Raw genomic sequence first — 26,329 nt, 5'->3', positions numbered from 1 at the left:
GAGCGTCACGTGCTGCATTCCCACGAAGAGCGTGGGAACGATCAATGCCCCTTTTGCTCGCGAAGGGGCCGGCAAAAGCACCGCACATCTGTCATGAACGCCACTTGTCTGCGACATGACGTCGTTTCATATGTCATCCAAAAGCGGTTGGGTTAGAATGCCCCCCTTTTCTGCCCCCGATCCTTGAGGACCGCCATGTTCAGCCGTGATTTGACTATTGCCAAGTACGACGCCGACCTTTTTGCCGCCATGGAGCAAGAAGCTCAGCGTCAGGAAGAACACATTGAGCTGATCGCTTCGGAAAACTACACCAGCCCAGCGGTGATGGAAGCTCAAGGCTCGGTCCTGACCAACAAGTACGCCGAAGGCTATCCGGGCAAGCGTTACTACGGTGGTTGCGAATACGTGGACGTGGTTGAACAACTGGCCATCGACCGCGCCAAGGAACTGTTCGGCGCCGATTACGCCAACGTTCAGCCGCACGCCGGTTCCCAGGCCAACGCCGCTGTTTACCTGGCTCTGCTGCAAGGTGGCGACACCATTCTGGGCATGAGCCTGGCCCATGGTGGTCACCTGACCCACGGCGCCAGCGTTTCCTCCTCGGGCAAGCTGTACAACGCCGTTCAATACGGTATCGATGCCAACGGCCTGATCGACTACGACGAAGTCGAGCGCCTGGCGGTCGAGCACAAGCCGAAAATGATCGTTGCCGGTTTCTCGGCCTACTCGCAGATCCTCGACTTCCCGCGCTTCCGCGAAATCGCTGACAAGGTCGGCGCCTACCTGTTCGTCGACATGGCTCACGTCGCCGGTCTGGTTGCCGCTGGTGTGTATCCGAACCCGGTGCCGTTCGCCGACGTCGTGACCACCACCACCCACAAGACCCTGCGCGGTCCACGTGGCGGTCTGATCCTGGCCCGTGCCAACGCCGAAATCGAGAAGAAGCTCAACTCCGCAGTATTCCCGGGCGCCCAGGGTGGCCCGCTGGAGCACGTGATCGCGGCCAAGGCGATCTGCTTCAAGGAAGCGCTGCAGCCTGAGTTCAAGGCTTACCAGCAACAAGTGGTGAAGAACGCCAAGGCCATGGCCGAAGTGTTCATCGCACGCGGTTTCGACGTGGTATCGGGCGGTACTGAAAACCACCTGTTCCTGCTGTCGCTGATCAAGCAGGACATCTCCGGTAAAGACGCCGACGCCGCTCTGGGCAAAGCGTTCATCACCGTGAACAAGAACTCCGTGCCTAACGATCCACGCTCGCCGTTCGTCACCTCCGGACTGCGCTTCGGTACTCCGGCTGTGACCACTCGCGGTTTCAAAGAGGCCGAGTGCAAAGAGCTGGCTGGCTGGATCTGCGACATCCTGGCTGACCTGAACAACGAAGCGGTGATCGACGCCGTTCGCGAGAAAGTCAAAGCCATCTGCAAGAAACTGCCGGTGTACGGCGCTTGATGCCTCGTTAATCCGCAATAAAAAACCGGTCACGATGGCCGGTTTTTTATTGCCATGAATTCAATAAAAAAATACCACCCGAATAAAGCAGCAACCTGCTAATCCCGTCCAGCAGGATTGTTCATCTCTTCGTTAAAACCAAACTCTTGCAACACACATGCAAACCGCCAGAAATGAAAACCGCTTAGTCTGAAACCCGACTTGATAAATGGATTTCATCATGACGAGCAATATCGAAAAATCTTTCATCGCAACACTGAGAATGTTCGACCACAGGGTTGGCTTTCTTGAACAGCTGTACGGCAAACCGGCGATGGCTACCATCAATCTGTTCAGCGGCGGTTTCTATACCGGACGCCCGCAAACACGGGATCAGTCCCACCTGCTCGGCATCCGGAGCAACGAGCAGAGCGGCCGGATAAAACCGCTGAAGCTGCATTTCGGTCATACCCCTGACGGCTACATCCTCACCGTGAAAAACCAGGGCAACTACTTCAATCAGGTAATCAGCAATCACTGGCTGGACACCGTCGAGGCCGTCAAGCCAGACACTGACAACTTGACCAAGTTTATTCTTGTCGACCGTAGCGGCACCGCTATAACGCTGGACAACTTAACGGGCGTACATACAGCTGTTTCTCTCAAACTGAAAAATCATGCCTATTTGGGCGGTATAAAAATCACAAGTCTGCCTTACGTCTATCTGGGCAAAACCGAAGAACGTTCAAAGATCACTTTCATCCTGAGCATCGTCGAAAGACATGTACCAGACATCAAAACGTGACTCACGCCCGCCCAGGAAAAAGGCATAGCCGCCGATTTTTTTCTCAAATGCTCAAGACCGGGCCATCCAGACAACTGGTAAGACCGGTCATGCCAATTTTCTAATTTTCCCTTGCGATCCGGGAAAACCTGCGCCTAGACTGCGCCTGCACTGGACATACCGGTAAGACCACAATAATTAAGTCCTGAATCCGCTGCGCCACGCGTACGGCAGCCAGGACACCGACCCAGGATTCCTCCCATGCTCAGATGGTGCTCGCGCTCAATCTTCCTTCAAGTGGTTCTCGGACTGATGCTCGGCATCGTCTGCGGGCTGACCCTTCCTGAATACTCCGCCCAGCTGAAACCGCTCGGCGATGGCTTCATCAAACTGATCAAGATGCTCATTGGCCTGATCGTGTTCTGCGTGGTGGTCAGCGGCATCAGCGGCGCGGGCGATCTGAAGAAGGTCGGGCGCATCGGCCTCAAGTCGGTGATCTATTTCGAAGTGCTGACCACCATCGCTCTGGTGATCGGTCTGGTGTTCGCCTTCAGCACCGGCATTGGCAGCGGCGCGAACATTCATCTGGAGCAGCTCTCCAGCGCCGACATGGGCGACCTCGCCGAGCGCAGCCAGCACATGCACACCACCACGCAATTTCTGATGGACCTGATCCCGACCTCGGTGATCGGCGCCTTCGCTGACAACAATATTCTGCAAGTGCTGCTGTTTTCGGTGCTGTTCGGCAGTGCACTGAATCTGGTCGGCGAAGCCGCTTCCGGGATTTCGCGGCTGATCAACGAACTCAGCCACGTGATCTTCCGCATCATGGGCATGATCGTCCGTCTGGCGCCGATCGGCGTGTTCGGTGCCATCGCCTTCACCACCAGCAAATACGGCCTGGATTCGTTGCAGCACCTGGGCAGTCTGGTCGGCCTGTTCTACCTGACCTGCGTCGCCTTCGTCGCGCTGATCCTCGGTCTGGTGATGCGCGTTTCCGGCCTGCGCATGTGGCCGCTGCTCAAGTACCTGCGGGAAGAACTGCTGATCGTCATGGGCACCGCCTCTTCCGACGCCGTGCTGCCACAGATCATGCGCAAGCTCGAACACCTCGGCATCGGCAGCTCGACGGTCGGTCTGGTGATTCCGACCGGGTACTCGTTCAACCTCGACGGTTTCTCGATCTACCTGACCCTGGCCATCGTGTTCATCGCCAACGCCACCGGCACGCCACTGGCGATGACCGACTTGCTGACCATTCTGCTGGTGTCGCTGATCACCTCCAAAGGCGCCCACGGCATTCCCGGTTCGGCGCTGGTGATTCTCGCCGCGACGCTGACGGCGATCCCGGCGATTCCCGTGGTCGGTCTGGTGCTGGTGTTGGCCGTGGACTGGTTCATGGGCATCGGCCGCGCGCTGACCAATCTGATCGGCAACTGCGTCGCCACCGTGGCCATCGCCCGCTGGGAAAAGGACATCGATGTACAGCGCGCGAACAAGGTGCTCAGCGGTGAGCAGGGCTATAACTTTCAACCGCGAAAAACCGTCGCTCAGGCGGCGGCCAAAGAATTCTGAATGAGTGCCGTGCCTGCCAATATGCAGGCACGGCGCAGGGAGCCAATACGTGATTACAACTTCAACCGTCGTCAATTCAGTGGTGGAAAAACTCCGCGCCGCGTTGGCTCGAGGGCAATGGCGCTCCGGCGACATGCTGCCGGGCCAGCGTGAACTGGCCGAACAGCTGGGCATCAGCCGGCCGAGCCTGCGCGAAGCGGTGATCGTCCTCGAAACACTCGGCCTGGTGCGCTCGATGCCGGGCAAAGGCGTAGTCGTCCTCGACGCACAACCCAGCGACAGCCAGAGCCAGAGCCACGACAGCGCAGTCGCCGGCGCCAGCCTGGAAGATGTGCTGCAACTGCGCTACACCCTTGAGCCGTTCATCGTCGGGCTGGTCGCGCAATCGATCAGCAGCAAGGAAGTCGGCCAATTGCGCCTGACCCTGATGGACATGCGCGAAGCCCTTGAGGCCGGTGACAGCGAAGCCGGGGTCAGCGCCTACATCGCCTTCCATGAGGAACTGTTCACGCTGACCTCGAACCCGATTTTCCAGAGCGTGGTACAGCAGACCAGCAACGCCCTCAAGCAAAGCGCTGAAGTGTTGCGCAATTCCCCGGAACATCTGGCCGAACGTCTGGAAGAAAACGAAGCCGTAGTCCGCGCGATCCGCAGCAAGAACAGCGCTCAGGCCAGCGCCGAAATGCGTCGGCACATTCTGCGCGAAGGCCAGCGCATGGGCGTTGAGCTGAATATTCCGGACGACAACTTGCCCACCTGATTTGCCAGGAGAACGGCCATGAACAGTTTTGCTTCAGCCTCGCATGCGCATTCGACCGCCCTGTCCGTCTCTCGCCTGGGCACGCCGACGAAAGATCTGTATCCGCGACTGTTCGACGCGATTCTCGAGCAGCGTATCGATGAAGACAGCCGGTTCACCGAGCACAGTCTGCAAGCGATGTTCGGCGCCGGCCGCGCCGATGTACGACGGGTGCTGACGCAGTTGTCACATGAGCAGATCGTGGTGTTGCGCGCCAATCATCGACCACGAGTGGCCGCGCCTGATCGGGAGCTGATCCGGCAGACCTTGCATGCGCGACGGCTGGCTGAGAACACCTTGGTGCGGTTGGCCTGTCAGCGTCCGCAGCCAGACGATTTGAAATGCTTGCGCACGTTGATAGAGCGCGAGAAGCGTGCCATCGAGCAGGCTCGGCGCGGGGCGGCGATTCGGTTGTCGGGGGAGTTTCATCTGCAGTTGGCACGGATGGCGGGAAATCTGCCGCTGGCGCATTTTCTGCGCAGTCTGGTGCCGTTGACGTCGCTGGCGATTGCGCGGAGTCAGGCTTCGACGCGAAGCTGTTGCGTATGGCAGGAGCATTTGGCGCTGGTTGAGGTTGTGGAGCGAGGTGATGTTTCCAAAGCCGGGAGGCTGATAAATCGGCATCTGGATCATCTTGAGCAGACACTGCTGGGCACAACCTTTCAACATTGTGTTGTGCGTTAAATCGTCATCGCGGGCTTGCCCGCGATGGCGTCAGCGCTGACACCGAAAAATCATCAGTCAGAAGCAACCCTGGCAAACCCCGCCCGAATTTTCTCTTCCGGCAAATCATCGGCAATAAACACGATCACACTCTCGCGCGCCTCGCCCTCGGCCCATTCGGTGTCCCAGTCGAAACCATAGAGTTTCAGCACACCCTGAAATACCAACCGCCGATCTTCGCCGGCAATGTTCAGCACGCCTTTGTAGCGCAGCAATTGCTTGCCGTGCTCTTCCAGCAGTTCGTTCATGAACTCGCTGAGCTGATCGATATCCAGCGCCTGATCGGTGCGCAGCACCAGACTGGAGATGCGATCGATCGACGGCGCCTTGCTCACCGGACGCAGGCTCAGACCGCCGCCCAGGTCAGCATTGAGGTTGAAACCACGTACATCCAGCAATTCAGCCAGATCGATATTGCCATGCTCGACCACACGGATCGGCGCGCGGCGGTTGATTCGCGTAAGGCGTTCGCTCAGCGCGGTGAACGTCGCCTCATCGACCAGATCGGTCTTGCTCACCAGCAAGCGATCGGCGAAACCGATCTGCGCCTGGGCAATGGTCTGGGTCAGGTGCACGTCGGCGTGAGCGGCGTCGACCAAGGTGATGATGCCGTCGAGCAGATAACGCTCGCGCAGCTCTTCATCGATGAAAAAGGTCTGCGCCACCGGCGCCGGATCGGCGAGACCGGTGCACTCGATCACCAGACGGTCGAAGGCGATCTCGCCACTGTCCAGGCGCTCAAGCAGCAAGTACAGCGCCTTGGTCAGATCGGTGTGAATGGTGCAGCAGACGCAGCCGTTGGCCAGGGTCATGACTTGCACCGGCTCGTCACCCAACAGCTGGGTATCGATGCCGGCGTCGCTGAATTCGTTTTCGATCACGGCGATTTTCAGGCCGTGCTCGGCTTTCAATAAATGACGCAGCAAGGTGGTCTTGCCGGCGCCGAGGAAACCGCTGAGAACCGTTACCGGAATGGGAGAAGACAAAACCCGATCTCCTGAAAAGAACACAAAAACAAATGTGGGAGCGAGCCTGCTCGCGAAAGCGGTGTGTCAGTCAAATCATTCATCAACTGACACTCCGTATTCGCGAGCAGGCTCGCTCCCACAGGGGATTACCTCAACCGCAGGCTGTCAGCTCAACAGCACTTCGGCCCACCCTTGCCACCGTAACGGGCTTCCTGACGTTCGCGAAAGAACATCTCGTAGCTCATCACCGGTTTGTCCGGGTGTTTGGTTTGCATATGCTCGACGTAGGTGTCGTAGTCGGGCATGCCGACCATCAGGCGCGCGGCCTGACCGAGGTATTTACCGAGGCGACTCAGGTCATTGAACATGCTGCAATCCTCTGGTTACGCATCCGGCAGGGCCTGGAATGGCGATTCTTTATCCGTACGCTCTTTCTTGCCCCAGGCGGCGATGCCGACCTTGAGCGCATAGAACAGGATGCTGAACACCACGAACAGGAACAGCGCGGTGAGTGTGGCGTTGGTGTAGGCGTTGAAGATCACGTGCTGCATCTGCTCGACGCTCTTCGCCGGCGCCAGCACCTGACCGTTGGCCAGCGCATCGCTGTACTTCTTGGCCAGGGACAGGAAGCCGATCGCCGGGTTGGCGTCGAACAGCTTGATGAAACCAGCAGTGGTAGTGCAGATCAACAGCCAAGTGGCCGGCAACAGGGTGACCCAGATGTAGCGCTGGCGCTTCATCTTGATCAGGACCACGGTGCCGAGCATCAGCGCGATACCGGCGAGCATCTGGTTGGAGATGCCGAACAATGGCCACAGAGTGTTGATGCCGCCCAGTGGATCGATCACACCCTGATACAGCAACCAGCCCCACATCGCCACACAACCGGCGGTGGCGATCAGGTTGGCACCCCACGACTCGGTGCGTTTGAGCGCCGGTACGAAGGAGCCGAGCAGGTCCTGCAGCATGAAGCGCCCGGCACGGGTACCGGCGTCGACAGCGGTGAGGATGAACAGCGCTTCGAACAGGATCGCGAAGTGGTACCAGAACGCCATGGTGTTTTCACCCGGCAGGACACTGTGCAGGATCTGCGCAATACCGACCGCCAGGGTCGGCGCACCACCGGCGCGAGCCAGAATGGTGGTTTCGCCGATGTCATGGGCAACCGCTTGCAGCGCTTCCGGTGTGATCGCAAAGCCCCAGCTCGTGACAACCTGCGCCACCGAAGCGACGTCACTGCCGACGACTGCGGCCGGGCTGTTCATGGCGAAGTACACGCCCGGCTCGATCACCGAAGCGGCAACCATGGCCATGATCGCCACGAACGATTCCATCAGCATGCCGCCGTAACCGATGTAGCGGGCGTTGGTTTCGTTATCCAAAAGCTTCGGCGTGGTGCCCGACGAAATCAGTGCGTGGAAACCCGATACCGCGCCGCAAGCGATGGTGATGAACAGGAACGGGAACAGACCGCCCTTCCACACCGGCCCGGTGCCGTCGACGAACTGGGTCAACGCCGGCATTTTTAGCTCGGGCATGGTGATCAGGATGCCGATCGCCAGAGCGACGATGGTGCCGATCTTGAGGAAGGTCGACAGGTAGTCACGTGGCGCCAGAATCAGCCAGACCGGCAGCGATGCAGCGACGAAACCATAGCCGACCAGCATCCAGGTAATCTGCACACCGGTGAAGGTAAAGGCTTTGGCCCATACCGGATCGGCAGCGATCTGCCCGCCCAGCCAGATCGAACCGAGCAGCAGCAACACACCGACCACGGAGATTTCGCCAATGCGGCCCGGGCGGATGTAGCGCATGTAGATGCCCATGAACATCGCGATCGGGATAGTCGCCATCACGGTGAAGATGCCCCACGGGCTCTCGGCCAGGGCCTTGACCACGATCAGCGCCAGCACCGCGAGGATGATGATCATGATCAGGAAGCAGCCGAACAGTGCAATGGTTCCGGGAATCCGGCCCATTTCTTCACGCACCATATCTCCCAGAGAACGGCCGTTGCGTCGGGTCGACATGAACAGGACCATGAAGTCCTGCACCGCGCCCGCCAGCACCACACCGGCAATCAGCCAGAGTGTGCCGGGCAGATACCCCATCTGCGCCGCCAGCACCGGACCGACCAGTGGCCCCGCGCCAGCGATGGCCGCGAAGTGGTGACCGAAAAGAATGTGTTTGTTGGTCGGCACATAGTCCAGACCATCGTTGTTGAGCACGGCGGGGGTGGCCCGACGCGGATCCAGTTGCATCACGTTGTTGGCGATGAACAGACTGTAGTAACGGTACGCAACCAGATAAATGGCCACGGCAGCGACCACAATCCACAAGGCGTTGATCGCCTCGCCGCGGCGCAATGCCACTACGCCAAGGGCGCACGCTCCTACGATTGCCAGCACGAGCCAGGGTAAGTGGCGCAGCAGGCTATTATTATTTTTCATTTTATTATTCCAGCCAGGGTGGACAAGAAAGACAGCCACCCCGAGTTTAGCGCTTACGGCGCCAAAGGCCATACCCCGACATAGGTCTAGACGCTTGAGCGATTGGCTGGCGCCCGCATTCGCGGTCTATAGTCAGCGAACCTTCATGAGGATTGCGCCATGAGCGAGCACCCCGCCAATCGACGTCGTTTCAAACGTATTGCGTTCGATGCCAGAACCGAGCTGAAACAGGGCGAGTACATCTGGCCGGTCAAGTTGATCGACCTGTCGCTCAAGGGCCTGCTGATCGAGCGACCGGAGCCGTGGCTCGGGGATAAAGAGCAGGACTTCTTCGTCGACATTCATCTGAGCGAAGACGTCGATATCGAGATGGACGTGCATCTGGCCCATGAGGAAAACGGCCACTTGGGGTTCATCTGCCGGCACATCAGCCTGGAATCGATCCAGCGCCTGCGCCGCTTGATCGAACTGAATCTGGCGGATGAGGCCGAGCTGGAGCGCGAACTGGGTGCCCTGATCGAAATCTAGGCCCCCCAATCCCGATTCGGAATGCCCTGTGGTGAGGGGGATCTATGTGGTGAGAGGATTTATGGGGTGAGAGGATTCATGTGGCGAGGGGATTTATCCCCGTTGGGCTGCGCAGCAGACCCGTTTTTTCAGGGCCGCTACGCGCCCCAACGGGGATAAATCCCCTCACCACAGAGGTTCGGCGTTCACTCAAACAGTGCGTCAAGTGCTTGTTCAAGGCGGCTCACGGCGATGATCTGCAAGCCGGGAGGCGATTCCTTCGGAGCATTACCCTTCGGCACGATCGCGCGTTTGAAGCCGTGCTTGGCCGCTTCTTTCAGCCGCTCCTGCCCGCTAGGCACCGGGCGCACCTCGCCAGACAGGCCGACTTCGCCGAACACCAGCAGATCATGGGGCAGCGGCCGGTTGCGCAAACTCGACATCACCGCCGCCATCAACGCCAGATCCGACGCCGTCTCCAGCACCTTCACGCCACCCACCACGTTGAGGAACACGTCCTGATCGTGGGTCGGAATCCCGCCATGACGGTGCAGCACCGCGAGCAACATCGCCAATCGGTTCTGATCCAGCCCCAGCGTCACCCGACGCGGGTTGGCCAGATGGCTGTCATCGACCAGCGCCTGCACTTCGACCAGCATCGGTCGGGTGCCTTCCCACGTCGCCATGACCACACTGCCCGGGACTTCTTCCTGAGCGCGGGTAAGAAAAATCGCCGATGGGTTGGAGACTTCTTTCAGGCCCTTGTCGGTCATGCCGAACACGCCCAACTCGTTGACCGCGCCGAAACGGTTTTTCACCGCCCGCAGCAGACGCAGACGACCATCGGATTCACCTTCGAAATACAGCACCGTATCGACCATGTGTTCCAGAACACGCGGACCGGCCAGCGCACCTTCTTTAGTGACGTGGCCGACGAGGAAGATCGCCGTGCCGCTCTGCTTGGCGTAACGCACCAGCAGCGCCGCACTTTCGCGCACCTGCGACACGCCGCCCGGGGCCGATTGCAGTTGCTCGGTGAAGATGGTCTGGATCGAGTCGATCACCATCACCTTGGGCTTTTCCTGGCGGGCGGTAGCAATGATGGTTTCGATGCAGGTTTCGGTCATCACCCGCAGTTGATCCTGCGGCAGGCCGAGACGGCGAGCGCGCATCGCCACTTGCTGCTGGGATTCCTCACCGGTGACGTACAGCGCTGGCATGCTCTTGGCCAGATTGCACAGGGTCTGGAGCAGGATTGTCGACTTGCCGATCCCCGGATCACCGCCAATCAGCACCACCGAGCCATCGACCAGCCCGCCGCCGAGCACGCGGTCGAGCTCACCGGACGCGGTGGAAAAACGTGGAATCTCTTCGATGCTGACTTCCGCGAGCGTCTTGATCTGTGCCTGCTGGCCAGCCCAACCGGTGCGCCCGGTGGGCGCCGTGGCGCCGCCGCTTTCGATCATGGTTTCGGTCAGGGTGTTCCAGGCACCGCACTCACCGCACTGCCCGGCCCACTTGGGAAAGGTTGCGCCGCACTCGGTGCAGCCGTACATGCGCTTGGCCTTGGCCATCAGAACCCCCGGAACAAAAGACGCGATGATAACGCAGCCACCGCCGATCAGCGCGGCGCAGCGGTACGGATTTCGCCGCTGGCCAGACGCGCGGCACTGTTGCCCAGCGGATCCTCGGCGTTGAGGTCGGCGCCCTTGGCTTTCAACGCATCAAGCAATTCCAGACGCTTGAACAGCCCGGCGTACATCGCCGCTGTCTGTCCGGCGCCGTTACGTTGGTCGGGGCTGCAATCGGTGGCCATCAGGCGCCGGGCGATCTGCAACTCGCCTTTGAAAATCGCGCCCATCAGCGCCGTGTTGCCGCGTTGATCCTGAGCACAGGCGTCCGCGCCCGCTGCCAACAGTCGCTCAACCGCCGGCGCCTGACCGTGGTAGGCGGCCAGAATCAGCGCGGTGTAACCCTTGCTGTCGCGGGTATCGAGGGAATAGCCGGACTCGATAAAGGTCTCGAGCATCGGCACGTCGCCACGGCGGGCGGCGTCGAAGTAGTAATCCTGCAACTGCGCCTTGATTGCCTCGGGGCTTTGCTCGACCGGTGACGCCCACGCGCTGAACGACAGGCACCCGGCCAGGCATAAAAGAAAAATACGCATCGAGCACTCTCCTTGAACGCACGCGAGGCAAGACAGACCCTCGCGTGCGCCGCATCGCTATCAGTCAGTCAGTTTGGCCGCCAGTGCTTTCACACGGCTGAGGTCGCCCTTGGCCACTTCGGTCACACCGCTGCCGTACTCAGGGTCGGCCTTGTACAGGAAGGACAGGATGATGTGCTTGCTCTCATCATCGGTGGTGGCCAGCGAGCCGCCGAAGCTGTCGATCAGGTCGCGGCGTTCCTGCTTGCTGTACGAGCGATACAGATCACCGGCCTGCTTGAAGTTCTGCTCACGCTGAATCTTCGCCTGCTGCGTGCTGCCCGCCAGCGCCGACTGGCTGTAACGCGCCGCTGGCGTTTCTTCACGCGGTTGCAGGCGGCTTGGCTGGTAGTTGACGCCGGACTGGCTGGCGCCAAAACTCATCGCGCCATCCTGATTGCCATTGTTCACTGCGGTTTTCGGAGCGTTGATCGGCAATTGCAAAGCGTTGGCGCCGAGGCGATACATCTGCGTATCGGCATAAGAGAAGACTCGGCCCTGCAATAAACGATCTTCCGAAGGTTCGATACCCGGAACTACGTTGGCCGGTGCCATGGCAACTTGTTCAGTTTCCTGGAAGACATTGGCCGGATTACGGTTCAAGACCATTTGTCCAACTTTGCGCTCGGCAATACCCGGCCAGATCTTGGTTGCATCAAGCGGATCGAAATCAAACTTGGACAAATCCTGTGGCTTGAGAACTTGCACGTACAAGTCCCACTTCGGAAAGTTGCCCTTATTGATATTACTCACCAAGTCGTTGGTCATATGACTGTAATCCTGACCTTGAACTTCGCTGACTTGTTTTGGCGTAAGGTTCTTGATGCCTTGCAAACTCTTCCAGTGAAACTTCACATAGTGAACTTCATTCCTGGCATTGATCAGCTTATAGGCATGAACACCATTGCCATCCATCTCCCGATAACTGGCCGGAGTGCCGTAATTGGAATACAACTCGGTCAGTGTGCGGGTGGCTTCCGGTACATGGGAGAAGAAATCGAACCGGCGCGAATCGTCATCGAGGTTGGTGCGCGGATCGGGCTTGAAGGCGTGGACCATGTCCGGGAATTTGATCGCATCGCGGATGAAGAAGGTCGGGAAGTTGTTGCCGACCAGATCCCAATTGCCGTCAGCGGTGTAGAACTTGGTGGCGAAACCCCGCGGGTCGCGCAGGGTTTCCGGGGAATGGTTGCCATGCACCACCGCCGAGAAACGCACGAATACCGGCGTGCTCTGGCCTGCGGCGAACACCTTGGCCTTGCTCAGGTCGCTGAGGTCATCGGTCACGGTGAAGGTGCCGTGGGCGCCGGTGCCGCGTGCATGTACCACGCGCTCGGGGATGCGTTCACGGTCGAAGCGTTGCAGCTTCTGGATCAGTTGCACGTCCTGCAGCAGCACCGGGCCGGTGGCGCCGGCAGTTTGCGAGTTCTGATTGTCACCCACCGCAGCGCCGTTATCGCGGGTCAGCGGAGCGGCGTTGACCGAGAAGGTCAGCAGGCTGGCGGTGAGAACGCCGAGGGTGCGGCGATGGGGAAAAGCCCCCAGTCCAAGAGCGGAAGTCATATCAGGTTCCTCTGGTTTTATTGAGCGCATCCAGGTGCGCCACAGCAAGGCTAGAGGCCCCCGCCGAGGAACATAAATAGAAAGAACGTAACACCATGATTGAAGAAATTGGCTTTCCCGTCAGCGGGTTAGCGCGTATTCCGCGCGCGATTGCTGGCAATTTGCAAACTAATCGTCAATCGATGTGTCGATAAAAACGGGCATTGTAAGAAGGTGTTTCGCGCAGGAGGCGTTTCGCTGATTTACACTGCCTACACCAAACTCATCTGTAACAAGGAAATAACTATGGGCGTGCTTAGCGAGTTCAAGGCCTTCGCGGTCAAAGGCAATGTGGTCGACATGGCCGTCGGTATCATCATTGGCGCAGCGTTCGGCAAGATTGTTTCGTCGTTTGTCGGCGACGTGATCATGCCGCCGATTGGCCTGTTGATCGGTGGGGTGGACTTCAGTGATCTGGCTGTCACGCTCAAAGCCGCCCAGGGCGATGCGCCCGCCGTGGTGCTGGCTTACGGCAAATTCCTGCAGACGGTGCTGGATTTCGTGATCGTCGCATTTGCGATCTTCATGGGCGTCAAGGCCATCAACCGCCTCAAGCGCGAAGAAGCTGTAGCCCCGACCGCACCGCCGATCCCGAGCAAGGAGGAGCAACTGTTGGGCGAAATTCGCGACCTGCTCAAGGCGCAGAACGAGCGGCCCTGAGGCATTCGCTACACATTGAAACGGCACCCGCGGGTGCCGTTTTCGTTACCAGTAGTTCTCCACCGCAACCTGCCCCGGCTTGCGCGTCAGGCTCAGGCGCATGTCGCGCTGTTTCAGCAAGGCGCGGGTGTCGTCGATCATCTGCGGATTGCCGCACAGCATCACTCGCGAATGCTCTGGCGAGAGCTCAACCCCTGCCGCTCGCTCCAACTCGCCATTCTCGATCAACGTGGTAATCCGGCCCTGCAGCGCGCCTGGATGCGCTTCGCGGGTCACAGTGGGGATGAATTGCAGCTTGTGGGCGTATTCGCTCAGATAGTCACGTTGCGCCAACCCGGCGATCAACTCCTGATAAGCCAGTTCCCGCGCCTCCCGCACGCTGTAAACCAGAATGATTCGCTCGAATTTCTCCCAGACCTCGAAGTCCTGCAGGATCGACAGAAACGGCGCCACCCCGGTGCCGGTCGACAATAACCACAGGTCACGGCCGTCGACAAAACGATCCAGCGTCAAATAGCCGAACGCCTGGCGCTCGACCATCAGGCTATCGCCGACCTGTAGCCGGCTCAGCTCACTGGTGAATTCGCCGCCCGGCACGACGATGGAAAAGAACTCGAGAAACTCATCGAACGGCGACGACACCATCGAATAGGCGCGCCAGACCGTGCTGCCATCGGCCTTGGTCACGCCCAGCCGGGCGAACTGGCCGGCACGAAAGCGAAAGCCGGGATCACGGCTGGTGCGCAGCGTGAACAGGTTCGGCGTCAACGGTTGCACATCGAGCAAGGTCTGGGTGGTGTACTTCTCGGCACTGGCAGTCATGAGGCACTCCTTGAAACGATTGCCCACAGTGTCCCGCAAAATCGCGCTGCCAAACACTCGTGATTGGTAATGGTATTGACGGGATCAGCGCTAGACATTCGATTTGCTGGCAATACTGGATCTAGAGCAATAACTTTAAGATGCCAGTTAAAATATAACAGCCTGTATTGCTAAGAACGCTTTTATAAAAAACACCAAAGTTTCAATCTCGAAAAAATGTAAGGCGTTTCGCAGGAAAGATCCTACACTTCGATTCGTGCCGGATTTTTTGGATCCATTTGGCGCCCCTATATCAGGACGGAGGCAAAGTTCATGGAAACGTGGAAGGAATCACAATTGAAACAACTGACATTTGCCAAAGGCATAGAAGCGGCGTACCCGATACTGCTGAGATTTGCCGAGAATCTGGGCTTTAACTATTGCGCAATAGCAGTCACCTCCTCAGCGCGAAGTCCATCTGAATGCCTTGCAAATCAATAACTATCCGAAAGAATGGAACATTCAGTACAACAAACAGAACTACCAGAACATTGATCCGATAATAGCGCATTGCAATCACTCAGTATTACCCATCGTCTGGGAAGAAAGAGTCTTCACTGATACGCCAGAGTTGTGGCAGGCATTGAAACAGAACGGACTGCAGCATGGCTGGTCGCAAGCGTTTCATGACGAGAGCAGCGGCTTGTGTAGCATCATCAGCCTGGCTCGCAGCCACTGTCCGATCAGCCCGCTCGAGCTGTATGAGCATTACGGTTATCTGTTTTTCGCCAACCGGCACTTCAGCGAGTTGTATGCCCGCACTGTTCCCCTACCGGCCAAGCCCAGCAAGCCCAGGCTATCGTCCCGGGAGCTGGAAATCATGAAACTGTCCGCCGTGGGCAAGACCGCTCACGATATTTCGCGAATCCTCAGCCTGAGCGAACGCACCGTTAACTATCACGTACAAAACGTCATCGAAAAATTCAACGTCTGCAACAAGATTTCCGCAGTGATTGCCGCCGCTCGTGCCGGCATCATCTGACAGCTGAGCGATATCGCGCGGTAATCCTGCGAGTATTTACGCGCAAAAAAACGTACCATTCAGGCCTTTCCGAGTGATGACGCAACCTGCTTGCATCGCAGTCCACTCGGTCGGATCCCGTCGCACCATCTGCCGGCAACGGGATATCTGCCGAATATCCTGAGTCCCCGCCCCATGCCTTTGCTCGAAACGCCTTTCGCCCAGCTCGACCTGATCCGCCAGCCTGAACAGCAGAATGAACCACTGCAAGCCTTTGATGCGGCGGACGAATACCTGCTCAATCATCTCGCCAGCGAACAACCTGCGAGCAGCACCCGCGTGCTGGTGCTCAATGACAGCTTTGGCGCCTTGGCGATCAGTCTGTTGGACAAGGTCGAGGTGAGCAGTAGCGGCGATTCGTTCCTGGGTTTCGTCGGGCTGGAAAAGAATCTGCTGCGCAATGGTCAGGCGTTCGATGCGATTCGTCCGATTCCGGCCAGTGAGCCCTTGGTCGGGCCGTTTGACCGGGTGCTGATCCGCGTTCCCAAGACGCTGGCGCTATTGGAAGAGCAGTTGATCCGCCTGCAAGGACAACTCGCTCCCGGCGCGCAAGTGATCGCCGCCGCCATGGTCAAGCATCTGCCGCGCGCTGCCGGCGATCTGCTGGAGCGCTACATTGGCCCGGTGCAGGCGTCGCTGGCCGTGAAGAAAGCCCGACTGCTGATCGCCACGCCTGAAAGCAAAGCGCCCGCCACGTCTCCTTACCCGACTCGTTACCGCCTCGACGAGCCGGCAATCGAATTACTTAACCACGCCAATGTGTTCTGCCGCGAAGGCCTCGACATCGGCACTCGCGCCTTTCTGCCACATCTGCCGAAGAACCTTGGCAACGCACGGGTCGCGGACTTGGGTTGCGGCAACGGTGTTCTGGCAATTGCCAGCGCCCTGCAGAACCCGGATGCGCACTACACGCTGGTCGACGAATCGTTCATGGCAGTGCAGTCGGCTGCCGAAAACTGGCGCGGGGCATTGGCCGATCGCGAAGTGATCGTGCGCGCTGGCGATGGTCTGGCCGGGCAGGCACCGCAGTCGCTGGACGTGGTGCTGTGCAACCCACCGTTCCATCAGCAGCAGGTGGTCGGCGATTTCCTCGCCTGGCGCATGTTCCAACAGGCGCGCGAGGCACTGGTGGTCGGCGGTGCGCTGTACATTGTCGGCAATCGGCATCTGGGCTATCACAGCAAACTGGCGCGCCTGTTTCGTGGTGTCGAGCAAGTGGCGGCGACGCCGAAATTCGTCATCCTCAAGGCGCGCAAATAAAACTGCGGCGTAAAAAAACCCTCCGTGAGGAGGGTTGCAAATCCATACCCGAAGGCGCCGGGACGGGATGTGTCAGTGGGTGGTCAAACCTGCGGCATTCATGAACATGCGCATCAGGCTGGCGGCGATGAACAACACGCCGACACTGCCAACCCAGATCAGGGCCAACCAGCCGAGCCGCTGCCACAGCGGCTTTTTTTCGGCTTCTTCAATGTCGTGCAGGGAATGTTTGCCGGTCATTTTCTTCAAACCTCTTCAAAATTGATGGCGCCGCTGGCGACGCCATCGCGGGCAAGCCCGCTCCCACAGGGTTTCGCTTAGTGGTAACCGTCTTCGTGGGTGACCTTGCCGCGGAACACGTAGTAGCTCCAGAAGGTATACCCCAGGATGAACGGAATGATGAACAACGTGCCGACCAGCATGAAGCCCTGACTTTGCGGCGGCGCGGCGGCGTCCCAGATCGATATCGACGGCGGCACGATGTTCGGCCACAGGCTGATGCCCAGACCGCTGTAGCCGAGGAAGATCAGCACCAGGGTCAGCAGGAACGGCGTGTAGTTGGCGTTACGTGCCACCGCGCGAATCAGGCCGTACAAGGTGACGAGCACCAGAATCGGCACCGGCATGAACCAGAACAGATTCGGCATGCTGAACCAGCGCGAGGCGATTTCCGGATGCGACAGAGGCGTCCACAGGCTGACGATACCTATCACTGCCAACAGGACAAACGCCAGCGGTCGCGCCAGGTCATGCATCTGCTCCTGCAACTTGCCTTCGGTTTTCATGATCAGCCAAGTACAGCCGAGCAAGGCATAGGCCACCACCAGCGCCGCACCGCAGAACAGCGTGAACGGCGTCAGCCAGTCCAGTGAACCACCGGCGAACTGGCGATTGACCACCGGCAGACCATCGATGAACGCTCCCAGCGCCACGCCCTGAAAGAACGTCGCCGCGATCGAACCACCGATAAATGCCTTGTCCCACAGGTGACGCTTTTCATCCCTGGCCTTGAAGCGGAACTCGAAAGCCACGCCGCGAAAGATCAGGCCCATGAGCATGAAGATCAGCGGCAGGTACAGCGCCGACAACACCACCGAATAGGCCAGCGGGAAGGCGCCGAACAACGCCGCGCCACCCAGCACCAGCCAGGTTTCGTTGCCGTCCCAGACCGGGGCGACGGTGTTCATCATCACGTCGCGATCGGTTTTGCCGGGCACGAACGGGAAGAGAATGCCGATGCCCAGGTCGAAGCCATCCATGACCACGTACATCATGATCCCGAAGATGATGATCACGGCCCAGATCAGCGGAAGATCGATACCCATGAGTCAAATCTCCTTGGTCAAGCGAGTGTTGTCTTCGTGCTCGCCCTCGGCCGGGTCGTCGGCTGCGGACAACGGACGTGCCGGGGTGCGTTTCTTGCCTGGACCACCGTCCGGTGTTTCGCTGCCTTCGCTGATCTTCGGCCCTTTGCGCACCAGGCGCATCATGTAGCCGAGACCGGCGCCGAACAGGGCGAAATAGACCACGACGAACATGATCAGGGTGATGCTCATCTGCATGAAGCTGTGGTTGGACGAAGCATCGGCAGTGCGCATCAGGCCGTAGACCACCCATGGCTGACGGCCGATTTCCGTGGTGAACCAGCCAGCGAGAATCGCGATCAGACCGGACGGCCCCATCCACAAGGCCAGATGCAGGAACGGCCGCGAGGTATACAGCGAGTCACGCTTGCGCAGCCACAGACTCCACAAACCGGTGAAGATCATCAGGAAACCGAGGCCGACCATGATCCGGAACGACCAGAACACGATGGTCGAATTCGGCCGGTCTTCCGGTGGGAATTCCTTCAGCGCCGGTACTTGTTTATCCAGCGAGTGGGTCAGAATCAGGCTGCCGAGGTAGGGAATCTCCACAGCGAACTTGGTGCGCTCTTCTTTCATGTCCGGCCAGCCGAACAGGATCAGCGGCGTCGCTTCGTCGCCATGGTTTTCCCAGTGGCCTTCGATCGCAGCGATTTTCGCTGGCTGATGCTTGAGCGTGTTGAGGCCGTGGAAGTCGCCGATCACAGCCTGGATCGGCGCGACGATCAACGCCATCCACATCGCCATCGACAGCATGGTGCGGATCGCCGGGTTGTCCCTGCCGCGCAGCAGATGCCAGGCCGCCGACGAGCCGACGAAGAACGCCGTCGCGACGAACGCGGCCGTGGCCATGTGCATCAGCCGGTAAGGGAATGACGGGTTGAAGATGATTGCCAGCCAGTCGGTGGGGATCACCTGACCGTTGACGATTTCAAAGCCTTGCGGGGTCTGCATCCAACTGTTGGAGGCGAGAATCCAGAAGGTCGAAATCAGCGTGCCGATCGCTACCATCACCGTCGAGAAGAAGTGCAGGCCGCGCCCGACCTTGTTCCAGCCGAACAGCATGACGCCGAGGAAACCGGCCTCAAGGAAGAACGCCGTAAGCACTTCATAGGTCAGCAACGGCCCGGTGACGGCACCGGCGAAGTCGGAGAACCGACTCCAGTTGGTGCCGAACTGATAAGCCATGACCAGCCCGGAAACCACGCCCATGCCGAAGTTCACGGCAAAAATCTTCGACCAGAAATGGTAGAGATCGCGGTAGGTGTCGTTGCGGGTCTTCAGCCACAAACCTTCGAGCACTGCCAGGTAACTCGCCAGGCCGATGGTGATGGCCGGGAACAGAATGTGGAACGAGATGGTGAACGCGAACTGAATTCGGGCGAGATCCAGAGCCTCTAAACCGAACATATGGCTTCCTCTGTCAGGTAATACGGGTAGCTGGCCCGGAGGCCTGCACCACTGCCCCCACGGATATGGAGTGCGGCGAATTCGGATTCGTTCTTTTTTTGCAACCATCGCAACGCAGGGAGTCTGGCCAAATGGCCGCCAGATCAGTTCCGGTCAGGGTCTTGATCTGGATCAAGCAACGTTGAAAGAGTAGTCCCATTTTTGCCAATGAACTGCGTGGTGGTTTGCCGCGTGACAAGTTGCCTCACTCCTGTGGCCAGGGGATTTATCCCCGTCCGGCTGCGCAGCAGTGGTCGTCGTTTATAGATTTTGGGGCCGCTGCGCGACCCAACGGGGATAAATCCCTCATCACAGGGTTGATTGTCAGCATGAAAGATCGATGTCTGGCTAACTGAATTGTTTCTCCTAGCAACTTCCTGTTACAGACTGGTGATAATCTCGCCGTTCACTCGTCCAAGACCTGCCTTCAGATGCCCACACAAGAGCCCCTGCTGTTACGTCACCATCGTCCGTTCATGGCTTTCTGGCTGGCGCGGATTTTCACCGCCAGCGGGTTCCAGATGCTCACCGTGGCAATTGGCTGGAACCTGTATCAACTGACCGGCAACGTGCTGGATCTGGGCCTGGTCGGGCTGGTCGAATTCGCCCCACGGGTGCTGTTCATGCTGCACACCGGGCATGTCGCTGATCGCTACGATCGGCGCAAGGTCGCCGCGCTTTGCCAGTCGTTGCAGGCGTTGATTGCCTTGGCGCTGGCCATCGGCAGCGCAACCGATCATGTCACCCGCGAGATGATTTTCATCCTCGCCTTTCTGCTCGGCGCCGCCCGTTCGTTCGAGATGCCGACGACTCAGGCCTTGCTGCCCAGCATCGTCCCCAGTGCGCTTTTCCCCCGCGCAGTTGCCGCCGCGCAATCGGCGCAGCAGTCGGCCACTATCGTCGCCCCGGCCCTCGGCGGTTTGCTCTATGCACTCGGCAGCGTCTGGGTCTACGGCCCAACGGTGCTGCTGTATGTGATCGCCTGTTCGCTGATGCTCAACCTGCCGGCACGCCAGACGCCATTGAATAAAGGCAAAGCCACGCTGGACTCGCTGCTGGCGGGGATTCGCTTCATCCGCAGCCGCCCGGACATCCTCGGCGCGATCTCGCTGGACCTGTTCGCCGTGTTGCTCGGCGGCGCCACGGCGTTGCTGCCGGTGTTCGCCAAGGACATTCTGCTGACCGGCCCGTGGGGTCTTGGCCTGTTGCGCTCGGCGCCGGCGGTGGGTGCGTTGCTGATGTCACTGTTTCTGGCGCGATTTGCCGTGGAACGCAATGTCGGCCGGGTGATGTTCACCGCCGTCGGCATCTTCGGCGTCGCCACTATCGCGTTTGGTTTGTCGACCTCGTTCTGGTTCTCCCTGGCGGTGCTGGTGGTGCTCGGCGCAGCGGACATGATCAGCATGGTCATCCGTGCCTCGTTCGTACAGCTGGAAACTCCCGACGAAATGCGCGGCCGGGTCAGCGCGGTGAACGGCCTGTTCATCGGCGCATCGAACCAGTTGGGCGAATTCGAATCCGGCCTCACCGCCCACTGGTTCGGCACCGTGCCGGCGGTGGTCATGGGCGGGATCGGCACGCTGGTGGTGACGGGGACGTGGATCAAACTGTTTCCGACGTTGGCGAATCGGGATCGGATGCATGTGCCGGTGGAAGAGAAGGCCTGAGGTTTTTGGAAAAAACTCACCTGCTCAGCACATATCAAGCGACAACGTGCGGTACATAGTTACCGCACCGGGTGTAATGTATCGCCTTACACTCGCCGCCATGATCAAATCCTTTCAGCACAAAGGCCTTCGTGGCTTCTATGAAACAGGTACGACTCGTGGAATTCGTGCCGACCATGCAAAACGGCTGTCGCGCATGTTGCAGTTCATGGATCGAGCGACACTTCCCGGCGATCTGGACTTGCCGGGCTGGCGCCTGCATCCGTTGAAAGGCGAGCTGAGTGAATACTGGTCGCTCAGCGTTTCAGGCAACTGGCGAGTGATCTTTCGTTTTGTCGGTTCGGATATCGAATTGGTCGATTATCTGGACTACGACTGACAGGAGGCAGGCTCATGCCCATGCACAACCCGCCACACCCCGGTGAAACCCTGCTGCTGGATGTCTTGCCCGAGCTTGGTATCAGCGTGAGCGAATTGGCCCGGCACCTTGGCTTTGCACGCCCGCATCTTTCACGCGTACTGCACGGACACGCGCCAATCAGCCCGGATCTGGCAGTACGACTTGAGCGTGCAGGGATCGGCAAGGCGCGCGTTTGGCTAGGCGTCCAAACCGACTACGATCTTTGGCAAGCGGAGCACCGTGAGCAACCAATGATAGAACCCCTCGCAGCCCACGGCTGACCCGTCAGGCCATCAACTCCCCCGCCACCCTCGCCCGCAACGCCTTGCCGCCAAGCTGCTCGACCAGGGTCAGGGCAAATTCCAGTGCCGCGCCCGAGCCTTGGGCGGTGATGCAGTTGCCGTCGACCACCACCGGTTGATCAACAAACGTACAGCCGGACAACTGATGGCTGGCACCGGGCAGGCAGGTCACGCGTCGCTGGCGCAGCACGCCTGATGCCTGGAGGGCGGTAGCTGGGGCTTCGCCGATGGCGGCGAACAGGCGGCCGGCGCTGGCTTGGTCCTTGAGCAACTGCTGCAAGGGCTGATGCGCCGCCAGATGCTGCGAACCGACGACACCGCCCGGCAGGACAATGAGGTCAAAAGTCTGTGCCAGTACATCGACGAGCATGCCGTCGGCAGTTAGCCGGGTGCCGCGTGCGCAGGTCAGCATGCGCCGGCCTTCGATGCTGGCGGCGACCACTTCGATGCCGGCGCGGCGCAGCACGTCAATCAGGGTCACGCTTTGCAAATCGTCGATGCCCTCGGCGAGGGCAATCAGGGCTCTGGAAGTCATGGGCGCTTTCCGCTGGATAGTCAATCAAGCGTAGTCAGCTTTGTCCCAGCCTGTTCGCAGACAGCCGTTACTTGATGTAAAGCTGAGTCGAAAGCGTGTTGCGCGGGGCGTTGATCGAGGTGTTGCTGAAGTTGAAGGTGCCTTGCTGTTTGCCGGCCAGATCGAAGGTATAAAGAGAACCGACGGTTTTGCTGCCAGGGGTGCATTCAGTGAGATTGCCATTATCGAAGGCGCACACCGGACCTCGGGTGCCGTTGACCTCGAAGCCATCCAAAGTCACGTGCGGCTGGTTCTGGCCATAGCCGACTTCCAGCACATAGACCTTGATATTCGGCCCGCTGTGATTGCACTGGGTTTGCGGCTGGTTATCGGCGATATCTTCCAGACCGCAGGATGGCGATTGCACTTTGATCACCTTCACCTCGGTCAACGGCGGTGCCGATGCCGCGAACGCCGGAGCTGTCAGCAGCAGTGCTGCAATCCATCCGAAAATCCTGATCCCGCCGTTGCGCATGCCTGCCCACTCCAAAAAATCAGCGCGCAGTATGGCGCAGTTGTCGGCTGCGCAAAACTTCGCCGACGATCGACACCAACATCCGCCAAATTCCTCACGCGGCTGGTATGATGCGCGGCTTTTTCCGGCCCACGACAATTTTCCAGGCGCTTGCGACGGTCTGTGCTTTGCTGTTGAGGTCGATACATTCACGGCGCCACGCGCGCCACGGGGAGCAGACATGCTGGAAAGGCTGTTTCAACTCAAGGCACACAACACCAACGTGCGCACCGAAATTCTTGCGGGCGTCACGACTTTCCTGGCCATGGCTTACATTCTGTTCGTCAACCCGAGCATCCTCGGCGAGACCGGCATGGACAAAGGCGCGATCTTCGTCGCCACCTGTCTGGCGGCTGCAATCGGCTCGACCGTGATGGGCCTGATCGCCAACTACCCGATCGCTCTCGCTCCGGGCATGGGCCTGAACGCCTTCTTTACCTACACCGTGGTGCTGCACATGGGCCACACCTGGCAGGTGGCGCTGGGTGCGGTGTTCATTTCCGCCGTGCTGTTTTTCCTGCTGTCGATCTTCCGCATCCGTGAATGGATCATCAACGCCATTCCGCTGCCACTGCGCTCGGCGATTGCCGCCGGTATCGGCCTGTTCCTGGCGCTGATCGCCCTGCACAACGCCGGTATCGTGGTCAGCAACCCGGCGACCATGGTCGGCCTCGGCGATTTGACCAAACCGGCGCCGATTCTGGCCACCGTCGGCTTTGCCGTGATCGTCGCCCTCGAAGCACTGAAAGTGCGCGGCGCGGTGCTGATTGGCATTCTCGCCGTAACCATCGCCTCGATCGTACTGAACGTCACCGAGTTCGGCGGCATCATGTCGATGCCGCCGTCGCTGGCGCCGACCTTCCTGCAACTGGACATCAAAGGCGCACTGGACATCGGTCTGGTCAGCGTGATCTTCGCCTTCCTGTTCGTCGACCTGTTCGACAACTCCGGGACCCTGATCGGCGTCGCCAAGCGCGCCGGCCTGATGGGCAAGGACGGCCACATGCCGAAAATGGGCCGTGCGCTGATCGCCGACAGTACGGCGGCCATGGCCGGCTCGCTGCTGGGCACGTCGACCACCACCAGTTACATCGAATCCGCAGCCGGCGTCAGTGCCGGTGGCCGCACGGGCCTGACCGCCATCGTCGTGGCAATCCTGTTCCTGCTGGCGCTGTTCTTCTCGCCACTGGCAGCCAGCGTTCCGGCCTTCGCCACCGCGCCAGCGCTGCTGTTCGTCGCCGTGCTGATGACTTCGGGCCTTGCGGAAATAGACTGGGACGACATCACCGTGGCGGCGCCGGTTGTGGTCACCGCACTGGCCATGCCGTTCACCTATTCGATCGCCAACGGCATCGCCTTCGGCTTCATCGCCTGGACCGCCATCAAGCTGCTGTCCGGCCGTGCCCGTGAGCTGAACCCGGCACTGGTGATTCTGTCGATTCTGTTTGTGATCAAGCTGGGTTGGTTCAACGCATGACTTTCGATTCTCAAGCCTACGCCGAACAACTCGAAGCCAAGGTCACGCGCTTGCGTGATCTGCTGGCGCCGTTCGATGCACCCGAGCCGTCGGTCTTTGATTCGCCGCTGCAGAACTTCCGCCTGCGCGCCGAATTTCGCCTCTGGCGCGAGGGCGGCGAACGGCATTACGCGATGTTCTCTCAGGACGACAAACGCACGCCGATCCTTATCGAAGAATTCCCGATTGCCAGCCTGCGCATCAACCAGTTGATGCCGCAATTGAAGGCCGCGTGGCAAGCCAGTTCGGCGCTGAGCCACAAGCTGTTCCAGGTCGAATTTCTGACCACGCTGGCCGGCGACGCGATGATCACCCTGTGCTATCACCGTCCGCTGGACGAGCACTGGCATGCGGCAGCAACGAAGCTGTCGGCAGATCTCGGCGTGAGCATCATCGGCCGTTCCAAAGGCAAGCGCGAAGTGCTCGGTCAGGACTATGTCGTCGAGAAACTCGAAGTCGGCGGTCGCACCTTCAGCTATCGCCAGCCCGAAGGCGCGTTCACCCAGCCCAACGGCACGGTGAACCAGAAGATGCTCAATTGGGCATACGAAGCCTTGGGCGATCGCAGCGACGATCTGCTCGAGCTGTACTGCGGCAACGGTAACTTCACCCTGCCGCTGGCGACTCGCGTGCGCAAAGTGCTCGCCACCGAGATCAGCAAGACTTCGGTCAACGCGGCCCTGAGCAATCTCAGCGAAAACGCTGTGGATAACGTCACGCTGGTGCGTTTGTCCGCCGAGGAGCTGACCGAAGCGCTCAACGAAGTGCGCCCGTTCCGTCGCCTGCACGGCATCGATCTGAAGAGCTACGAATTCGGCAGCGTCTTCGTCGACCCACCGCGCGCCGGCATGGATCCGGACACCTGCGAACTGACCCGGCGCTTCGACAACATCCTCTACATTTCCTGCAACCCGGACACCCTGGCGGCTAACATCGCCCAGTTGCATGACACCCACCGCATTACCAAGTGCGCGATGTTTGACCAGTTCCCGTGGACCCATCACATGGAATCCGGTGTGCTGCTGACCCGGCGTTGATTGCGGGTAGCGGATACGGAAAAGCCGTCGTGATTGACGGCTTTTTTGTGGGTGCTATGGCGCGATATCCGTTTTGCGTGGACGCCCGCCTTTTTTGCCATTGGCTCGCGCTGCCGCAGATTTCGCAGCGCTGCTTTGACGCCCGTTGCGCGAGGCGACGACCGACGCGGCCATCCGCATAAGCGGCGGGCTCGCTGAAATCATGCCGGCAATGGAAATCCAGATCCTTGCCCTCATGGCACAGCGCAGTGCCGGCGAAGCCGATCGTCAGGCTTGCATAATCGGCCGCTTCAAACCCCGCGAATTCGGGATACAGCTTCACCGGAAGCAACACACCGCTGCCGTCCTCGAAACGAATGACCAGAGAGGATTCTTCGAAGCTCACTGACACGGCCTGCAAACTATTGGCCTGTCGTGCTTCGCCAAGTGTGATGGCGGCATCGAGCATCTCTTCCGTCAGGGGGCGATGCACCGACGGTTTTGCCTTGATGACCTTCATAATTCGATCTCAACTCCTTCCAACTTGCCGATCAAGGACAGCAGCAACCTGTCTTCATCGGGGTCATAGCGCGCCGAAGGCTAGCGTGGTCATCCGTTCCGGAACAGCGGCAGGAGCAGAAAAAGAGTAAGCAAAGTTCTCACGGCTCACCTGATTGCGCGCC

The 26,329-nt window shown here is 59.4% G+C and carries 25 protein-coding genes and 2 pseudogenes; 14 read left to right on the top strand and 13 right to left on the bottom strand.

Going from position 1 to position 26,329, the window contains the following annotated elements:
- Window positions 1-195 precede the first annotated feature (195 nt).
- The 5 genes from glyA to F8N49_RS04680 all read left to right on the top strand — a co-directional run bounded on the left by glyA (window position 196) and on the right by F8N49_RS04680 (window position 5,270).
- Entirely contained in the window at window positions 196-1,449 is a 1,254-nt protein-coding gene (gene glyA / locus F8N49_RS04700) for a serine hydroxymethyltransferase (protein WP_016773106.1), read from the top strand.
- Between the two features lie 208 nt (window positions 1,450-1,657).
- Entirely contained in the window at window positions 1,658-2,233 is a 576-nt protein-coding gene (locus tag F8N49_RS04695; RefSeq protein WP_071173651.1) for a hypothetical protein, read from the top strand.
- Between the two features lie 240 nt (window positions 2,234-2,473).
- Window positions 2,474-3,787 carry a C4-dicarboxylate transporter DctA gene (locus F8N49_RS04690; protein ID WP_151550913.1) on the top strand — a complete coding sequence of 438 codons (1,314 nt, stop codon included), beginning with the start codon at window positions 2,474-2,476 and terminating at the stop codon, window positions 3,785-3,787.
- Window positions 3,788-3,836: 49 nt separating this feature from the next.
- The gene (locus F8N49_RS04685) at window positions 3,837-4,547 is read left to right on the top strand and encodes a FadR/GntR family transcriptional regulator (protein ID WP_122747315.1); all 711 of its coding nucleotides are present in this window, start codon (window positions 3,837-3,839) and stop codon (window positions 4,545-4,547) included.
- 18 nt (window positions 4,548-4,565) lie between these two features.
- Window positions 4,566-5,270: a GntR family transcriptional regulator gene (locus F8N49_RS04680; RefSeq protein WP_151550912.1), complete on the top strand. Its 705-nt coding sequence runs from the start codon at window positions 4,566-4,568 to the stop codon at window positions 5,268-5,270.
- 53 nt (window positions 5,271-5,323) lie between these two features.
- Here the strand turns inward: F8N49_RS04680 and yjiA are convergent, their stop codons facing one another.
- From yjiA to F8N49_RS04665, 3 genes are all read right to left on the bottom strand, one after another.
- A complete protein-coding gene (yjiA, locus tag F8N49_RS04675) occupies window positions 5,324-6,295 on the bottom strand; it encodes a GTPase (protein ID WP_151550911.1) in 972 nt (323 codons plus the stop codon).
- Window positions 6,296-6,447: 152 nt separating this feature from the next.
- Complete coding sequence (locus F8N49_RS04670) at window positions 6,448-6,645, bottom strand: YbdD/YjiX family protein (RefSeq protein WP_003228401.1); 198 nt, start codon at window positions 6,643-6,645, stop codon at window positions 6,448-6,450.
- 15 nt (window positions 6,646-6,660) lie between these two features.
- Window positions 6,661-8,727: a carbon starvation CstA family protein gene (locus F8N49_RS04665; protein WP_016773099.1), complete on the bottom strand. Its 2,067-nt coding sequence runs from the start codon at window positions 8,725-8,727 to the stop codon at window positions 6,661-6,663.
- Between the two features lie 159 nt (window positions 8,728-8,886).
- Here F8N49_RS04665 and F8N49_RS04660 point away from each other — a divergent pair, with 159 nt between their 5' ends.
- Window positions 8,887-9,255: a PilZ domain-containing protein gene (locus tag F8N49_RS04660; RefSeq protein ID WP_071173654.1), complete on the top strand. Its 369-nt coding sequence runs from the start codon at window positions 8,887-8,889 to the stop codon at window positions 9,253-9,255.
- Window positions 9,256-9,440: 185 nt separating this feature from the next.
- Here F8N49_RS04660 and radA read toward each other — a convergent pair whose 3' ends face one another.
- From radA to F8N49_RS04645, 3 genes are read right to left on the bottom strand one after another with little or no spacing between them, the layout of a single operon-like run.
- Window positions 9,441-10,808 (bottom strand): DNA repair protein RadA, encoded by a 1,368-nt coding sequence (gene radA, locus F8N49_RS04655; protein ID WP_024014403.1) that lies wholly within the window; start codon window positions 10,806-10,808, stop codon window positions 9,441-9,443.
- 47 nt (window positions 10,809-10,855) lie between these two features.
- Window positions 10,856-11,401: an ankyrin repeat domain-containing protein gene (locus F8N49_RS04650; protein ID WP_151550910.1), complete on the bottom strand. Its 546-nt coding sequence runs from the start codon at window positions 11,399-11,401 to the stop codon at window positions 10,856-10,858.
- Between the two features lie 60 nt (window positions 11,402-11,461).
- A complete protein-coding gene (locus F8N49_RS04645) occupies window positions 11,462-13,003 on the bottom strand; it encodes a catalase (RefSeq protein WP_151550909.1) in 1,542 nt (513 codons plus the stop codon).
- Between the two features lie 285 nt (window positions 13,004-13,288).
- On the opposite strand from F8N49_RS04645, the gene mscL reads away from it, so the two are divergent.
- Entirely contained in the window at window positions 13,289-13,702 is a 414-nt protein-coding gene (gene mscL, locus F8N49_RS04640; protein ID WP_024014404.1) for a large-conductance mechanosensitive channel protein MscL, read from the top strand.
- A gap of 45 nt (window positions 13,703-13,747) precedes the next feature.
- Here mscL and F8N49_RS04635 read toward each other — a convergent pair whose 3' ends face one another.
- Entirely contained in the window at window positions 13,748-14,524 is a 777-nt protein-coding gene (locus F8N49_RS04635; protein WP_122603864.1) for a ferredoxin--NADP reductase, read from the bottom strand.
- Between the two features lie 312 nt (window positions 14,525-14,836).
- Here F8N49_RS04635 and F8N49_RS04630 point away from each other — a divergent pair.
- Together F8N49_RS04630 and F8N49_RS04620 are read left to right on the top strand one after the other, a co-directional pair.
- Window positions 14,837-15,545 (top strand): annotated as a pseudogene (locus tag F8N49_RS04630) (autoinducer binding domain-containing protein).
- Between the two features lie 174 nt (window positions 15,546-15,719).
- A complete protein-coding gene (locus F8N49_RS04620) occupies window positions 15,720-16,844 on the top strand; it encodes a class I SAM-dependent methyltransferase (protein WP_122747551.1) in 1,125 nt (374 codons plus the stop codon).
- A gap of 72 nt (window positions 16,845-16,916) precedes the next feature.
- Here the strand turns inward: F8N49_RS04620 and F8N49_RS04615 are convergent, their stop codons facing one another.
- From F8N49_RS04615 to F8N49_RS04605, 3 genes are all read right to left on the bottom strand, one after another.
- Window positions 16,917-17,084, bottom strand: a complete 168-nt coding sequence (locus tag F8N49_RS04615) for a DUF2474 domain-containing protein (RefSeq protein WP_016773090.1) — start codon at window positions 17,082-17,084, stop codon at window positions 16,917-16,919.
- A 77-nt stretch (window positions 17,085-17,161) separates the two neighbouring features.
- The gene (cydB, locus tag F8N49_RS04610) at window positions 17,162-18,169 is read right to left on the bottom strand and encodes a cytochrome d ubiquinol oxidase subunit II (protein ID WP_071173660.1); all 1,008 of its coding nucleotides are present in this window, start codon (window positions 18,167-18,169) and stop codon (window positions 17,162-17,164) included.
- 3 nt (window positions 18,170-18,172) lie between these two features.
- Window positions 18,173-19,618, bottom strand: a complete 1,446-nt coding sequence (locus F8N49_RS04605; RefSeq protein ID WP_024014409.1) for a cytochrome ubiquinol oxidase subunit I — start codon at window positions 19,616-19,618, stop codon at window positions 18,173-18,175.
- A 470-nt stretch (window positions 19,619-20,088) separates the two neighbouring features.
- Here F8N49_RS04605 and F8N49_RS04600 point away from each other — a divergent pair, with 470 nt between their 5' ends.
- From F8N49_RS04600 to F8N49_RS04590, 3 genes are all read left to right on the top strand, one after another.
- Entirely contained in the window at window positions 20,089-21,324 is a 1,236-nt protein-coding gene (locus F8N49_RS04600) for an MFS transporter (RefSeq protein WP_130928157.1), read from the top strand.
- A gap of 100 nt (window positions 21,325-21,424) precedes the next feature.
- A complete protein-coding gene (locus F8N49_RS04595; protein WP_151550914.1) occupies window positions 21,425-21,703 on the top strand; it encodes a type II toxin-antitoxin system RelE/ParE family toxin in 279 nt (92 codons plus the stop codon).
- 14 nt (window positions 21,704-21,717) lie between these two features.
- The gene (locus F8N49_RS04590) at window positions 21,718-22,005 is read left to right on the top strand and encodes a HigA family addiction module antitoxin (RefSeq protein ID WP_016773085.1); all 288 of its coding nucleotides are present in this window, start codon (window positions 21,718-21,720) and stop codon (window positions 22,003-22,005) included.
- Between the two features lie 4 nt (window positions 22,006-22,009).
- On the opposite strand, the gene F8N49_RS04585 is transcribed toward F8N49_RS04590, so the two are convergent.
- Together F8N49_RS04585 and F8N49_RS04580 are read right to left on the bottom strand one after the other, a co-directional pair.
- Complete coding sequence (locus tag F8N49_RS04585; RefSeq protein WP_151550908.1) at window positions 22,010-22,561, bottom strand: DJ-1 family glyoxalase III; 552 nt, start codon at window positions 22,559-22,561, stop codon at window positions 22,010-22,012.
- 67 nt (window positions 22,562-22,628) lie between these two features.
- On the bottom strand, window positions 22,629-23,075 hold the full coding sequence (locus F8N49_RS04580) for a DUF4879 domain-containing protein (protein WP_024014412.1): 447 nt from the start codon (window positions 23,073-23,075) through the stop codon (window positions 22,629-22,631).
- A gap of 220 nt (window positions 23,076-23,295) precedes the next feature.
- Here F8N49_RS04580 and F8N49_RS04575 point away from each other — a divergent pair, with 220 nt between their 5' ends.
- Window positions 23,296-24,591 carry an NCS2 family permease gene (locus F8N49_RS04575; protein ID WP_016773083.1) on the top strand — a complete coding sequence of 432 codons (1,296 nt, stop codon included), beginning with the start codon at window positions 23,296-23,298 and terminating at the stop codon, window positions 24,589-24,591.
- Window positions 24,588-25,667 carry a tRNA (uridine(54)-C5)-methyltransferase TrmA gene (trmA, locus tag F8N49_RS04570; RefSeq protein ID WP_151550907.1) on the top strand — a complete coding sequence of 360 codons (1,080 nt, stop codon included), beginning with the start codon at window positions 24,588-24,590 and terminating at the stop codon, window positions 25,665-25,667. The genes F8N49_RS04575 and trmA overlap by 4 nt, the downstream gene beginning before the upstream one ends.
- A 54-nt stretch (window positions 25,668-25,721) precedes the next feature.
- Here the strand turns inward: trmA and F8N49_RS04565 are convergent.
- Window positions 25,722-26,166, bottom strand: a pseudogene (locus F8N49_RS04565) (DUF2442 domain-containing protein).
- Window positions 26,167-26,329 lie beyond the last annotated feature (163 nt).

Source organism: Pseudomonas sp. GXM4, from assembly GCF_008923895.1.
GTDB classification, from domain to species: domain Bacteria; phylum Pseudomonadota; class Gammaproteobacteria; order Pseudomonadales; family Pseudomonadaceae; genus Aquipseudomonas; species Aquipseudomonas atacamensis.
This window is presented reverse-complemented; position numbering and strand designations above follow the sequence as displayed.

Coding starts and splice junctions, on each gene's coding strand:
- F8N49_RS04690 (WP_151550913.1), top strand. CDS start 2,474: ATGCTCAGATGGTGCTCGCGCTCAATCTTCCTTCAAGTGGTTCTCGGA.
- F8N49_RS04680 (WP_151550912.1), top strand. CDS start 4,566: ATGAACAGTTTTGCTTCAGCCTCGCATGCGCATTCGACCGCCCTGTCC.
- F8N49_RS04620 (WP_122747551.1), top strand. CDS start 15,720: ATGCCTTTGCTCGAAACGCCTTTCGCCCAGCTCGACCTGATCCGCCAG.
- mscL (WP_024014404.1), top strand. CDS start 13,289: ATGGGCGTGCTTAGCGAGTTCAAGGCCTTCGCGGTCAAAGGCAATGTG.
- F8N49_RS04615 (WP_016773090.1), bottom strand. CDS start 17,084: ATGACCGGCAAACATTCCCTGCACGACATTGAAGAAGCCGAAAAAAAG.
- radA (WP_024014403.1), bottom strand. CDS start 10,808: ATGGCCAAGGCCAAGCGCATGTACGGCTGCACCGAGTGCGGCGCAACC.
- F8N49_RS04650 (WP_151550910.1), bottom strand. CDS start 11,401: ATGCGTATTTTTCTTTTATGCCTGGCCGGGTGCCTGTCGTTCAGCGCG.
- F8N49_RS04635 (WP_122603864.1), bottom strand. CDS start 14,524: ATGACTGCCAGTGCCGAGAAGTACACCACCCAGACCTTGCTCGATGTG.
- F8N49_RS04695 (WP_071173651.1), top strand. CDS start 1,658: ATGGATTTCATCATGACGAGCAATATCGAAAAATCTTTCATCGCAACA.
- F8N49_RS04645 (WP_151550909.1), bottom strand. CDS start 13,003: ATGACTTCCGCTCTTGGACTGGGGGCTTTTCCCCATCGCCGCACCCTC.
- glyA (WP_016773106.1), top strand. CDS start 196: ATGTTCAGCCGTGATTTGACTATTGCCAAGTACGACGCCGACCTTTTT.
- F8N49_RS04670 (WP_003228401.1), bottom strand. CDS start 6,645: ATGTTCAATGACCTGAGTCGCCTCGGTAAATACCTCGGTCAGGCCGCG.
- F8N49_RS04590 (WP_016773085.1), top strand. CDS start 21,718: ATGCCCATGCACAACCCGCCACACCCCGGTGAAACCCTGCTGCTGGAT.
- F8N49_RS04605 (WP_024014409.1), bottom strand. CDS start 19,618: ATGTTCGGTTTAGAGGCTCTGGATCTCGCCCGAATTCAGTTCGCGTTC.
- F8N49_RS04660 (WP_071173654.1), top strand. CDS start 8,887: ATGAGCGAGCACCCCGCCAATCGACGTCGTTTCAAACGTATTGCGTTC.
- F8N49_RS04585 (WP_151550908.1), bottom strand. CDS start 22,561: ATGACTTCCAGAGCCCTGATTGCCCTCGCCGAGGGCATCGACGATTTG.
- F8N49_RS04595 (WP_151550914.1), top strand. CDS start 21,425: ATGATCAAATCCTTTCAGCACAAAGGCCTTCGTGGCTTCTATGAAACA.
- F8N49_RS04665 (WP_016773099.1), bottom strand. CDS start 8,727: ATGAAAAATAATAATAGCCTGCTGCGCCACTTACCCTGGCTCGTGCTG.
- F8N49_RS04600 (WP_130928157.1), top strand. CDS start 20,089: ATGCCCACACAAGAGCCCCTGCTGTTACGTCACCATCGTCCGTTCATG.
- cydB (WP_071173660.1), bottom strand. CDS start 18,169: ATGGGTATCGATCTTCCGCTGATCTGGGCCGTGATCATCATCTTCGGG.
- F8N49_RS04580 (WP_024014412.1), bottom strand. CDS start 23,075: ATGCGCAACGGCGGGATCAGGATTTTCGGATGGATTGCAGCACTGCTG.
- F8N49_RS04575 (WP_016773083.1), top strand. CDS start 23,296: ATGCTGGAAAGGCTGTTTCAACTCAAGGCACACAACACCAACGTGCGC.
- trmA (WP_151550907.1), top strand. CDS start 24,588: ATGACTTTCGATTCTCAAGCCTACGCCGAACAACTCGAAGCCAAGGTC.